The organism is Pseudomonas sp. SC11, from assembly GCF_047039205.1.
GTDB classification, from domain to species: domain Bacteria; phylum Pseudomonadota; class Gammaproteobacteria; order Pseudomonadales; family Pseudomonadaceae; genus Aquipseudomonas; species Aquipseudomonas boreofloridensis.
The window spans coordinates 1,437,577-1,449,256 of sequence record NZ_CP178183.1 but is presented as its reverse complement, the minus strand read 5'-3'; the positions used below and the strand labels follow the sequence as shown (position 1 = coordinate 1,449,256).

Here is an 11,680-nt window from a genome sequence, read left to right as displayed (position 1 = left end):
CGTTGCGGGCGGGTTTCAGTGTTTGTGATTGGGTGTGTTGCCGGCGGTATCGATGATGCGTGCGCCGCCGAGGATGTCGGCACTGACGGTCAGCGGGCCGTTGATGGCGACCTTGCCGGTGAGAGTGATGTTGGCGGCGTCGAGGGTGACGGCGCCGTCCGTCAGTACCAGGGTGCTGGCGCCCACCTTGATGCGGGCGGTGCCGGTGGGCAGGTCGATGTCGTAGCGCTTGGCCTGCCAGTCGTAGATCAGCGAGCCACCGTCGGCGAAGCGCCAGACTTCGGCATGCTCGCGGGTGTCCGGCGCATTGCCAGCGTTGCCGTAGAGACCCGCGAAAAACGTTCCTTGGGCGGGTTCGCCGCTGGGACTGAGCAGAACCCCCTGCTCGCCCAGGCTTGGCGCTCGCCAGTGACGGGCCTGACCGGCGGCCTGGGCATGCCAGCGCACCCAAGCGCTGGTCCAACCGCTGCCGTCGGACACCCGGACCCTGGCCGCGGCCAGGTCAACCGCCACCACTCGACACGGGATGACCAGGCTGGCGAGCATGCGATCATGCAAGGCACTCACATAGCTCATGCCAGGTCCTCCGGGGCGAAATAGTGCGGTTCGTTGCCTTTACCGGTGTCAGGGCTGAAGCCCAGCTTGAGGCTACCGGCCGGCTCATCGGGCCAATCCCATTGCAGCTCGCCGAGCAGCACGGGTTGGTCCCATCGTACTCGCCAGCCTGAGCCTGCGAAGAAAGCCCGCACGTTGCGACTCGGCTCGACGAATTCCAGGCCCCAGAGTTGCTGGCGCAACAGGTCCATCACTTGCGCCGCCAGGACGCTGCCCTGCAGACGCGCCTGAGGGTTCGAGGCAGCCGGGGTGATGTCCGCCTCGAAGGTGGTGACCAGCACCGACCGACCATCCCTGGGCGCTGAGTCGGCGACCATGCGCACGATGCCGTGGCGCAGTGACGGCAACGCCGGTGCCTTTTCCGCTTCGGTATAGGTATCGACCGACGCCAGTTCCGGAATCGCCTCTCGAATGGTTGCAGTCAAAGCCGCGTGCAACGTGGCCAATTCGCTCATGAACATCGCTCCTATTGCTCTTCCCTCAAGCCAAGGCGCTTGGCTGCCCAGCGCTCGTAAAGGCCGATGGCGACATCGGCACCGGCCATGGCGGTGAGGCAACCGAAGGCGCTCGCGCTCCAGATCGACATGCCGCTGGCGTACAGCAGCATCACCGTCGAGACCCCGCACACCATGCAGGCCCCCGATCGCAACGCCAGACGCCGCAGCAGCGACCACCCGCGAGCACCGGCTTTGTCGGCCCGCCACATCTCGCCGGACAAACCGCCCAGCAGTGCCAGGACGATTACCAGCCAGAGCGGCATTTCCAGTAACGTCTGTTGCTCGCTCGTCACTGTCCTGTCTCCTGTGTAATGGCCGTCGGCGACTGCCGACAGATCCCTTGCCGTATCACGCGGCATTCCAAAGGGTCCGTTGGCACAGGCCCTTCAGTAATGCGTTGTCGAACCGCCGGCCACAGCTGGTGACGCCGGGCGGTTCCGCTTCAAATTGGTGACTCCGACCGCGGCCGCCTGCCCGCCGGATAACTGATCGTGGTGCTTTACGCTGCACACCTGGGCCAGTTGCCAACCCTCTGAACAGTCAAGGCCTGTTCATCGCTGCCTGTGTATCAACCGGTTACTGACCGGCTTGGGACACAGGTTATGCATCGATGCATATGCAGTCAATGCATTTTTGAAAATATTTTTGCACCAGGAAATGCTTATATGCATGAAAGCTTTGGGAGCTGTGGCTTGTAGGGGTTTTCGCTAGGTGGGAAGCGGGGCTGGTGCAGCGGAGGGGGCGTGAGGACATCGCAGCCGGTCGAGATGGGCATTCAACAGGCATGAAAAAACCCGCCTAGGCGGGTTTTAGTGAAGTCATACACAGTCAGCGTGCGTACATGCCCCACCAGAAAACGTGGCCGAGCAAGCTGATCTGCTCATCCTGCATCTGTTGGAAGCTGTAATCCTCGTCGGGATGCTCGTCCCGGTTGAAGCTGCGCAGGCGAATGCCGGTCGGCAGGCGATACACTTGTTTGACCCGCAATTGGCCATTGTGATTGATGGCATACAAGTCACCATCGATGATATCCCCGATGGCGCATTTACCCGTGTTGACGCCGACGGTGGCGCCGTCACGCAGCACCGGTAGCATGCTGTTACCACGCACCGTGACACACTTGGCCTGGTCGAACTGCACACCGTTGTGGCGCAAACTGCGCTTGCCGAAACGCAAGCGGGCACGCTCGCTTTCCTCTATCACGAATCTTCCTGATCCTGCTGCCAATTCGACCTCTCGAAGGAAGGGCACGGACACCTCGTCGTCCTCGACGGGTGTTTCATCGTCCCACAAGCTGATATCGCTCAATTCCGCATGGCCTTGGAGGGGCTCAGCAGCACGGGAGTCGCCCAGCTCGAGGCGACCGCGCAATTGATCGGTGCTCACGCCGAAATACTCGGCGATCCTCGAGACGTGCTTGTCCGACGGATCGACTATTTTCTCGCTGAGAATCCGCGACAAGGTGGATTGAGGGACGCCCGTGCGCCGATGCAGCTCCGTCGGGGACAGGCCGTGGCGATCGAGCAATGCTCTGAGTACTGAGGCTACGTTGCGCTTTTGCATAAAATGCATAGTGCTCGGGTTTTTCCAGAAATGCAAATGCATGTTCAGCCTGCTGCCCTGCAGTGACCGATAAAAGCCTGTACCATTGCGGGTTTCGAAATAGCCACCAGACCACTGCTCCAAGGCCCTGAATGTCTGATCTCTCCGCACACACCCCGATGATGCAGCAGTATTGGAAGCTGAAAAACCAGCATCCAGACCAGCTGATGTTCTACCGCATGGGCGACTTCTACGAAATCTTCTACGAAGATGCGAAAAAAGCCGCGAAACTGCTGGATATCACCCTGACCGCTCGGGGCCAGTCGGCAGGTCAGTCGATTCCCATGTGCGGGATTCCCTTCCACTCGCTCGAGGGTTATCTGGCCAAGTTGGTCAAACTCGGCGAGTCGGTGGTGATCTGCGAGCAGATCGGTGACCCGGCCACCAGCAAAGGGCCGGTCGAGCGTCAGGTGGTGCGCATCATCACGCCTGGCACCGTCAGCGACGAGGCTTTGCTGGACGAGCGCCGCGACAACCTGATCGCCGCCGTTCTGGGCGATGAACGCCTGTTCGGGCTGGCCGTACTGGACATCACCAGCGGCAACTTCGGCGTTCAGGAAATCAAAGGCTGGGAGAATTTACTGGCCGAACTGGAGCGTCTGAATCCGGTCGAGCTGCTGATTCCCGACGATTGGCCGCAAGGCCTGCCGGCGGAGAAGCGTCCAGGCGCGCGGCGTCGCGCCCCCTGGGACTTCGATCGCGATTCGGCGCGCAAAAGCCTGTGCCAGCAGTTCGCGACCCAGGACCTGAAAGGCTTCGGCTGCGACAAACTGACCTTGGCCATCGGCGCTGCCGGTTGCCTGCTGGCCTACGCCAAGGAAACCCAGCGCACCAGCCTGCCTCACTTGCGCAGCCTGCGCCATGAGCGCATGGACGACACCGTGATCCTCGACGGCGCCAGTCGCCGTAACCTGGAGCTGGACATCAACCTGGCTGGCGGTCGCGACAACACCTTGCAGTCGGTCATCGACCGCTGTCAGACGGCCATGGCCAGTCGCCTGCTCAGCCGCTGGCTGAACCGTCCTCTGCGCGACCTCAAGGTGCTACAGGCGCGCCAGGACTCGATTCGCTGCTTCCTCGATGGCTACCGTTTCGAAAAGCTGCAACCGCAGCTCAAGGAAATCGGTGACATCGAGCGCATCCTCGCGCGGATCGGCCTGCGTAATGCGCGTCCGCGCGACCTGGCGCGACTGCGTGACGCCCTCGGCGCCCTACCAGAATTGCAGAACGCCATGGCCGAACTGGAGGCGCCGCACCTGGCGCGTCTGGCGGCGATCACCGGCACCTACCCCGAGCTGGCGAGCCTGCTCGAACGGGCGATCATCGACAATCCTCCCGCAGTGATCCGTGATGGCGGCGTACTCAAGACCGGCTATGACAGCGAGCTCGACGAACTGCTGGCCATCAGCGAAAACGCCGGGCAATTCCTGATCGACCTTGAAACCCGCGAGAAAGCCCGCACCGGCCTTGCCAACCTAAAGGTGGGTTACAACCGCGTACACGGTTACTTCATCGAGCTGCCAACCAAGCAGGCCGAACAGGCTCCAGCCGACTACATCCGTCGCCAGACGCTCAAGGGTGCCGAACGCTTCATCACGCCTGAACTCAAGACCTTCGAAGACAAAGCGCTGTCGGCCAAGAGTCGCGCCCTGGCACGCGAGAAGATGCTCTACGACGGGCTGCTTGAAACCTTGATCAGCCACCTTGCTCCGCTGCAGGACAGCGCGGCCGCGTTGGCCGAGCTGGACGTGCTGAGCAACCTCGCCGAGCGTGCGCTGAACCTTGACTTGAACTGCCCACGCTTTGTCGACGAGCCGTGCATGCGCATCGAGCAGGGTCGCCACCTGGTGGTCGAGCAAGTGCTGACCACGCCCTTCGTGGCCAATGACCTGGGGTTGGATGATCGCACCCGGATGCTGATCATCACCGGACCGAACATGGGTGGTAAATCCACCTATATGCGCCAGACCGCACTCATCGTGCTGATGGCCCACATCGGCAGCTTTGTCCCAGCAGCGCGCTGCGAGCTGTCGCCAGTGGACCGCATCTTTACCCGCATCGGCTCGAGCGACGACCTCGCCGGCGGGCGTTCGACCTTCATGGTGGAGATGAGCGAAACCGCGAACATTCTGCATAACGCGACCGAGCGCAGCCTGGTACTGATGGACGAGGTGGGCCGCGGTACCAGCACCTTCGATGGCCTCTCCCTGGCATGGGCTGCCGCCGAGCGCTTGGCGCAATTACGCGCCTACACGCTGTTCGCGACCCATTACTTCGAGCTCACCGTATTGCCGGACAGTGAGCCGCTGGTGGCCAACGTGCACCTCAATGCCACTGAGCACAACGAGCGCATCGTCTTCCTGCACCATGTCCTGCCAGGTCCAGCCAGCCAGAGCTACGGCCTGGCAGTGGCGCAGTTGGCAGGCGTGCCGACGCCGGTCATCCAGCGCGCCCGCGAACATCTGGGTCGCTTGGAAACCGCGAGCCTGCCCCACGAACCGCCGATGACTCGGAGCACGCGCGAGCCGCAGGTACCGCATCAGAGCGATCTGTTCGCCAGCCTCCCGCACCCCGCCATCGATAAGCTGGGCAAGCTGGATCTGGACGACATGACGCCGCGTCAAGCTATCGAAATGCTATATCAACTGAAAAACCTGTTATAACGGCGATCCGCGCAAGCTGGTAGAATCCGCCGCGGTTTGCCGGAGCTGCAGGTTATTAGCCTGGCCAGCAGTCACCGTGAACCGCGCCGCCCTCAAAGGAAGGGTGCGCCGCCGTCGCCTGAGGAGAGAATTAGAAATGACCTTCGTCGTCACCGACAACTGCATCAAATGCAAGTACACCGACTGCGTGGAAGTCTGTCCGGTGGACTGCTTCTACGAAGGCCCGAATTTCCTGGTCATCCACCCGGACGAGTGCATCGACTGCGCACTGTGCGAACCCGAGTGCCCGGCCCAGGCAATCTTCTCCGAAGATGAAGTGCCATCGGGTATGGAGAACTTCCTCGAGCTCAACGCCGAGCTGGCCGAAATCTGGCCGAACATTACCGAGCGTAAGGATCCGCTGCCGGATGCCGAAGAGTGGGATGGCAAGACTGGCAAGATCGCTGATCTGGAACGTTGATCCACTCAGCGTTGCAGAACGAAAAAAGGCCCGTCAGGGCCTTTTTTTGATGTCTCGGATTCGGGATTACACCGGACCGGAGGCTGAATCGCAGACAAAAAAAGGGGCGGTTTGACCCGCCCACATTTTTTCCGTAGTCCCTGCTTGTCCCTTTCATCATCCTGATGAATCGCATCCTGCGATGTCCTTGGCAATCATCCTTGAAAGCCTGCGCCAGTCCGTCGGCGCAGTTCAGATACTACTGTTTTCCCTGAGGGGAGCAACCAGCGCACCTTACAAGATGCTACGACAGCAACACATTTACATACCTATAAAGTACTTATAAATCATATAGTTATAAAAATACCCAAGCTGCAAACGACAATACTTTACTTACACTACGCATTAAGGCTTACAGCTTTGGTAAGCGATCTCCTACAGCCCAAACTGCAAAGCGACCAGCGTGAAACATTTCCATCGCCCACAAAAATGCCCCGGAATCAGCGGGGCATTGTCGACTGGCCTGCAGGCGGTTACTGGAACAAGGATTCGCTGGAGAGCCCATTCTTCTCAAGAATTTCACGCAGACGCTTGAGACCTTCGACCTGGATCTGGCGAACCCGCTCCCGGGTCAGACCAATTTCCAAGCCAACATCCTCCAGCGTACTGCTCTCGTGGCCACGCAGGCCGAAGCGGCGGATCACGACTTCACGCTGTTTGTCGGTGAGTTCGCCCAGCCATTGGTCGATGCTCTGGGAGAGGTCATCATCTTGCAGCAGTTCGCAAGGATCGGTGGGGCGGTCATCGGTAAGCGTATCGAGCAGGGTTTTGTCCGAATCAGGACCCAGTGACACGTCCACAGAGGAGACTCGCTCGTTGAGGCCCAGCATGCGCTTGACCTCGGCCACCGGCTTTTCCAACAACCCGGCGATTTCCTCTGGGGATGGCTCGTGATCGAGCTTCTGGGTAAGCTCGCGCGCTGCCCGAAGATAGACGTTGAGCTCTTTGACCACATGGATCGGAAGACGAATGGTGCGGGTCTGGTTCATAATCGCCCGCTCGATGGTCTGGCGAATCCACCAAGTGGCATAGGTTGAGAAACGGAACCCACGCTCAGGGTCGAACTTCTCGACCGCGCGGATAAGGCCCAGATTACCCTCTTCGATGAGATCCAGGAGCGAAAGGCCACGATTGACGTAACGCCGAGCGATCTTCACCACCAAACGCAGGTTGCTCTCGATCATGCGCTTGCGACCTGCAGGATCACCCTTCTGGGAAAGACGCGCGAAGTGCACCTCTTCTTCAGGAGAGAGCAGCGGTGAAAAACCGATTTCGTTGAGGTACAGCTGCGTAGCGTCGAGCGCACGGCTGTAATCGATGTACTTGTGCTGTTTGAGCGATGAGCCGGACTTGGCCCTGGTCCGAACCGGAGGTACTACAGGTTCGTCTGACACCACATCCGTTTCCAAAACGATGCCTGTCTCCATCACTAGGAGGTCATCGTCGATGTCAAACTCCGGCGCTTCTTTGCTGAGAGCCATTGTTATAGTCCTTTGCTGAGTTCGAACCTCAGACTCTAGCGTCACCTGATTCCCTGGCAGCGCTAAAGCCTGTCCCCGTTACGTCCTCAGGAACAGGCTGGTGCAACAATCAACGGCGTGGCAGAAATTGTAGAGGGTCGACGGGTTTGCCCTGGCGGCGAATTTCGAAATGCAGCTTTACCCGATCAGTGCCTGTGGACCCCATTTCCGCGATCGTCTGCCCTGCCTTGACCTGCTGCCCCTCCCGAACCACCAGCCTGCGGTTATGGCCGTAGGCACTGACGTAGGTATCGTTGTGCTTGATGATGATGAGCTCGCCGTAGCCCCTCAAACCGCTCCCGGCGTAAACCACAGCACCGTCAGATGCAGCAAAAACAGGCTGTCCCAAATCCCCGGCGATATCAATGCCTTTATTCAAACTACCGTTTGAAGCAAATTTTCCAATCAACACGCCATTGGCCGGCCAGGTCCAGCCACCGACAGCACGTTCAGCCGCTGGCACCTGGGTCACGACTGGGGCAGTGGCAACAGAGGGGGCAGTTGCCGACTTGTCACGATTTGTTGCTGGAGAAGAGGATGCGCCGACTGGGCGCCGAGTGACCGTGGTACGGCTCGACGAGGATGGGCCTGAAGTGACTACCGTGGTGCTGCCACCGGAGCCGCTGCTGAAGCGAATCGGCTGACCAGGACGAATGGTGTAAGGCGGTGCGATACCGTTGCGCGCGGCCAGCTCTTTGTAATCCCAGCCATAACGGAAAGCGATGGAGAACAAGGTGTCACCCGGCTTGACCACATACTGGCCGGACGTCACGGTGGGACGCTTGGGCGCCGCGCTATTGCGATCGACCACCCGGGCGCCACTGGAACCGGTGCTGGAGCATCCCGCCAGCAGGGTTCCCATGGCCAGCGCAATCACCAGTAGCTTGAAACCCGACCAATCCTTGCGCTGCCGAATGATTGTGTGACCCACCCGCGCTCCCCTCATGGTGCCGAAATCTGGATAAGACGATATGCAATATTGTTGCAATTATAACCGAGGCCAGCGTGATTGGCTGCTGCGCTCACGCGTGCGGCAATTGTAAGTGGGATTGCCTCATACCGCCTGATAGACAGGCAGGCGCCGCAAGAATTCGTTACGGATGCAAATATTGACGATTCGACGCTGGCCCTCAGGCCAGCGGTCCATTGAGCAAAGGCACGAAACGCACAGCGCCCAGCGCCCGTCGAGAGAAACCGTGCTCCTCACGCACGATGAGCAGCAGTTGCTGAGCCTCCCCCGCTGGACCGACCGGAATCACCAGACGGCCACCCGGTGCCAACTGATCGAGCAGCGCCTGCGGCACTTCCGCTGCCACTGCGGTGACGATGATGCCGTTATAGGGCGCCAAAGCAGGCCAGCCCTCGCACCCATCCCCCCAACGGAACACCACGTTGCGCAGGTTCAACTCGACCAGTCGCTCCTTGGCGCGATCCTGCAGTACCTTGATGCGCTCGACCGAAAACACCCGCTCCACCAACTGCGCCAGAATGGCGGTCTGATAGCCCGAACCGGTGCCAATCTCCAGCACCTTGTCCAGCGGGCCGGCCTCGAGCAGCAATTCGCTCATGTGCGCAACCATGAATGGCTGAGAGATCGTCTGGTTATGGCCGATAGGCAGCGCGGTGTCTTCGTAGGCCCGGTGCGCCAGGGCTTCGTCGACGAACAGATGGCGCGGTGTGCGGCGGATCGTCTCGAGCACTTGCGTGTTGGACACGCCCTCTTCGTACAGGCGCTGAATCAGCCGCTCGCGGGTACGCTGCGAGGTCATGCCGATACCGCCGCGGCGTTGCAGATCGTCCTGATCGCGCATCAGAGCAAGCCCTCCAGCCAGCTCTCCAGGCCTTCGAAAGCCTCCTTGAAGGTTCGATCCAACTGCAACGGGGTAATGGAGACGTAGCCCTGCATCACCGCGTGAAAATCGGTGCCGGGGCCACCATCCTCGGCGTCACCGACCGCTGCGATCCAATAGCCCTCCTTGCCCCGTGGGTTGATAACCTGGGTCGGGACTGCCGCACGCGCACGATGACCCAGGCGGGTCAGGCGCACACCACGGATATGCTCCAGCGGCAGATTGGGAATGTTGACGTTGAGCACGGTGCGTGGCGGCAGTTGCAGACGCGACTGCGCCGCCACGACCCGTCGAGCCACATGGGCTGCCGTCGGCAAGTTGTCTGGCTGGCGCGACAACAGGGAGAACGCCAGCGACGTACCGCCGAGAAAGCGTCCCTCCAGCGCAGCGCCGACCGTACCGGAATACAGCACGTCGTCCCCCAGGTTCGCGCCCAGGTTAATGCCGGACACCACCATATCGGGGGTTTCTGGCAACAGGCCATTGATCCCCAAGTGAACGCAATCGGTCGGCGTGCCGTTGAGGCTGATGAAGCCGTTGCCCAGCCGCGTGGGGTGCAGCGGGCGGTCGAGCGTCAGCGAACTGCCAGCACCGCTCTTGTCTTGGTCCGGGGCGATCACCGTGCATTCGGCATGATCCTTGAGCGCATCGTAGAGCGCAGCGAGGCCGGGAGCGGTGACACCGTCGTCGTTGGAAATCAGAATACGCATGGGCTGTCCGTCTGCCCTGCCGGCACCAGATCCACAAGCTCGCGCACCACGACGGTGGCGAAGCATCCGGCCGGAAGGACGAATTCCAGTTGCAGGATATCAGGCTCGGGATAATGCCACGTCAGGCGCGCAATAGGGAGCCGCAGTATGCGCCGTTCGTGATCCAGTCCCGCCTTGCCCAGCCACTGACACAGCGCCGGTTGCCGTGCACCGACGGCGCTTTCCAGCGCCGCCACGGCGTCACGAGTGGGTGGCAGCCCTGCGCCCCACATCGGTCCAGTGGGATGCAGATCCAGAATGGCCAGCCTTGGATCAGAACATTCCGCTTCGCTCGCCGGAAAGAAACTACGGCTATCGGTGAATGCCAGCAGGTCACCGACCTGAGCGAGGTTCCAAGTCCCCTCGGTCACTCGCGCAGCCAGCACCTGATTGAACAGATAACTGCGCGCCGTGGAGAGCAACCGCGAACGCACGTTGCGCTGTTCCGGCAACGCTTCGCGAGCGGCCCAGCTCAGGGCGTCGTGGACATTGCCACCGGCATGACCAAAGCGCTGGCTACCGAAATAATTCGGCACGCCGTGCGTCTTGATCCGTTCCAGACGCGCATCCAGCGCCGAATGATCGGCATTGAGCGCCGTGAGCCGCAACCTGAAACCATTGGCCGAATGCGCGCCACGCTGCAGCTTGCGCTGATGGCGAACCCGCTTGAGCACCCGCAGGCTCTCATCCTCGGCCCGAGACAGGTCCGGGTCGGCCTTGCCCGGCAGGTGAAGACTGAACCACTGGCGGGTCAATGCCTGGCGGTCTTTCAGCCCGGCATAGCTGATGGCACGCAACGGCACGCCTGCGGCACGAGCCAGGCGGCGAGCCGCCTCCTCGGTATTGAGCTCACGCTTTTCCACCCACAGCCACAGGTGCTCGCCCTGGCCAGACAGGGGAATGTCCAAGACTTCGTCGACTTGAAAGTCTTCGGCGGTCGCCTTGAGCACCGCGCAGCCCAGGGCCTCGCCGCTGGCGCGCGGGCCGAGCAGTTCCAATTCGGTCATGAGGCCAGCAGCAGGGCGACCGCATGCACGGCGATCCCCTCCTCCCGCCCGGTGAAGCCCAGCTTCTCGGTGGTGGTGGCCTTGACGTTGACCTGGTCGAGTTCGACCTGCAGGTCTTCGGCGATCAACTGGCGCATGGTTTCGATGTGCGGCGCCATCTTCGGCGCCTGGGCGACGATGGTGGCGTCGACGTTACCGACCTTCCAGCCCTTGGCCTGCACGACGGCCAGGACGTGACGCAACAGCACGCGGCTGTCCGCCCCTTTGAATTGCGGGTCGGTATCGGGAAAGTGTTTGCCGATGTCGCCCAACGCAGCCGCGCCGAGCAAGGCATCGCTCAGGGCATGCAGCAGCACGTCGCCATCGGAATGGGCCAGCAGGCCGTATTTATGGGCAATACGCACCCCACCCAAGGTAATGAAATCACCGTCGGCAAAACGGTGCACATCGTAGCCGTGGCCAATACGCATAGAAAAACGCCCTGATTGAGTCAGGGCGGGATTCTACCTGTATTTGCAGCCGCAGGCTGCTCGGAAACGGCACGGAGCAAGCTACAAGCTACAAGCTACAAGCTACAAGCTACAAGCTACAAGCTACAAGCTACAAGAAGCCAAGCCTAGCGCGGGCTGCTTCTCTCTTGCAGCTTGCTGCTTCTCTCTTGCAGCTTGCAGCTTGCCG

The 11,680-nt window shown here is 60.9% G+C and carries 12 protein-coding genes; 2 read left to right on the top strand and 10 right to left on the bottom strand.

Going from position 1 to position 11,680, the window contains the following annotated elements:
* Nucleotides 1-15: 15 nt before the first annotated feature.
* The 4 genes from ACK2SD_RS06625 to ACK2SD_RS06610 form a co-directional block, all read right to left on the bottom strand.
* Nucleotides 16-576, bottom strand: a complete 561-nt coding sequence (locus ACK2SD_RS06625) for a phage baseplate assembly protein V (protein WP_342650762.1) — start codon at nucleotides 574-576, stop codon at nucleotides 16-18.
* A complete protein-coding gene (locus ACK2SD_RS06620; protein ID WP_029613449.1) occupies nucleotides 573-1,070 on the bottom strand; it encodes a hypothetical protein in 498 nt (165 codons plus the stop codon). Before ACK2SD_RS06620 ends, ACK2SD_RS06625 begins: the two co-directional genes overlap by 4 nt.
* An 11-nt stretch (nucleotides 1,071-1,081) precedes the next feature.
* Nucleotides 1,082-1,405 carry a phage holin family protein gene (locus ACK2SD_RS06615; protein WP_039579545.1) on the bottom strand — a complete coding sequence of 108 codons (324 nt, stop codon included), beginning with the start codon at nucleotides 1,403-1,405 and terminating at the stop codon, nucleotides 1,082-1,084.
* Between the two features lie 535 nt (nucleotides 1,406-1,940).
* Entirely contained in the window at nucleotides 1,941-2,684 is a 744-nt protein-coding gene (locus ACK2SD_RS06610) for a helix-turn-helix transcriptional regulator (protein WP_080754755.1), read from the bottom strand.
* Nucleotides 2,685-2,806: 122 nt separating this feature from the next.
* Between ACK2SD_RS06610 and mutS the strand changes: the two genes are divergently transcribed.
* Both mutS and fdxA read left to right on the top strand, forming a co-directional pair.
* The gene (mutS, locus tag ACK2SD_RS06605) at nucleotides 2,807-5,377 is read left to right on the top strand and encodes a DNA mismatch repair protein MutS (RefSeq protein ID WP_412461670.1); all 2,571 of its coding nucleotides are present in this window, start codon (nucleotides 2,807-2,809) and stop codon (nucleotides 5,375-5,377) included.
* 136 nt (nucleotides 5,378-5,513) lie between these two features.
* Nucleotides 5,514-5,837, top strand: coding sequence for a ferredoxin FdxA (gene fdxA, locus ACK2SD_RS06600; RefSeq protein ID WP_029613446.1), 324 nt, complete (start codon nucleotides 5,514-5,516; stop codon nucleotides 5,835-5,837).
* 512 nt (nucleotides 5,838-6,349) lie between these two features.
* Here the strand turns inward: fdxA and rpoS are convergent.
* The 6 genes from rpoS to ispF all read right to left on the bottom strand — a co-directional run bounded on the left by rpoS (nucleotide 6,350) and on the right by ispF (nucleotide 11,472).
* Nucleotides 6,350-7,357, bottom strand: a complete 1,008-nt coding sequence (rpoS, locus tag ACK2SD_RS06595) for an RNA polymerase sigma factor RpoS (RefSeq protein WP_029613445.1) — start codon at nucleotides 7,355-7,357, stop codon at nucleotides 6,350-6,352.
* Between the two features lie 109 nt (nucleotides 7,358-7,466).
* On the bottom strand, nucleotides 7,467-8,327 hold the full coding sequence (locus ACK2SD_RS06590; RefSeq protein WP_029613444.1) for a peptidoglycan DD-metalloendopeptidase family protein: 861 nt from the start codon (nucleotides 8,325-8,327) through the stop codon (nucleotides 7,467-7,469).
* A 199-nt stretch (nucleotides 8,328-8,526) separates the two neighbouring features.
* Entirely contained in the window at nucleotides 8,527-9,165 is a 639-nt protein-coding gene (locus tag ACK2SD_RS06585) for a protein-L-isoaspartate(D-aspartate) O-methyltransferase (protein WP_162889596.1), read from the bottom strand.
* A 41-nt stretch (nucleotides 9,166-9,206) separates the two neighbouring features.
* Nucleotides 9,207-9,956, bottom strand: coding sequence for a 5'/3'-nucleotidase SurE (surE, locus tag ACK2SD_RS06580; protein ID WP_412461669.1), 750 nt, complete (start codon nucleotides 9,954-9,956; stop codon nucleotides 9,207-9,209).
* Nucleotides 9,944-11,002, bottom strand: a complete 1,059-nt coding sequence (gene truD / locus ACK2SD_RS06575) for a tRNA pseudouridine(13) synthase TruD (protein WP_412461668.1) — start codon at nucleotides 11,000-11,002, stop codon at nucleotides 9,944-9,946. The genes surE and truD overlap by 13 nt, the downstream gene beginning before the upstream one ends.
* A complete protein-coding gene (gene ispF, locus ACK2SD_RS06570; protein ID WP_039579552.1) occupies nucleotides 10,999-11,472 on the bottom strand; it encodes a 2-C-methyl-D-erythritol 2,4-cyclodiphosphate synthase in 474 nt (157 codons plus the stop codon). The genes truD and ispF overlap by 4 nt, the downstream gene beginning before the upstream one ends.
* Nucleotides 11,473-11,680: the final 208 nt, after the last annotated feature.

Bases quoted from the DNA above. Each gene is read 5' to 3' on its own strand.
- ACK2SD_RS06625 (WP_342650762.1), bottom strand. From the start codon at position 576: ATGAGCTATGTGAGTGCCTTGCATGATCGCATGCTCGCCAGCCTGGTC.
- ACK2SD_RS06620 (WP_029613449.1), bottom strand. From the start codon at position 1,070: ATGAGCGAATTGGCCACGTTGCACGCGGCTTTGACTGCAACCATTCGA.
- ACK2SD_RS06610 (WP_080754755.1), bottom strand. From the start codon at position 2,684: ATGCATTTTATGCAAAAGCGCAACGTAGCCTCAGTACTCAGAGCATTG.
- mutS (WP_412461670.1), top strand. From the start codon at position 2,807: ATGTCTGATCTCTCCGCACACACCCCGATGATGCAGCAGTATTGGAAG.
- fdxA (WP_029613446.1), top strand. From the start codon at position 5,514: ATGACCTTCGTCGTCACCGACAACTGCATCAAATGCAAGTACACCGAC.
- rpoS (WP_029613445.1), bottom strand. From the start codon at position 7,357: ATGGCTCTCAGCAAAGAAGCGCCGGAGTTTGACATCGACGATGACCTC.
- ACK2SD_RS06585 (WP_162889596.1), bottom strand. From the start codon at position 9,165: ATGACCTCGCAGCGTACCCGCGAGCGGCTGATTCAGCGCCTGTACGAA.
- surE (WP_412461669.1), bottom strand. From the start codon at position 9,956: ATGCGTATTCTGATTTCCAACGACGACGGTGTCACCGCTCCCGGCCTC.
- truD (WP_412461668.1), bottom strand. From the start codon at position 11,002: ATGACCGAATTGGAACTGCTCGGCCCGCGCGCCAGCGGCGAGGCCCTG.
- ispF (WP_039579552.1), bottom strand. From the start codon at position 11,472: ATGCGTATTGGCCACGGCTACGATGTGCACCGTTTTGCCGACGGTGAT.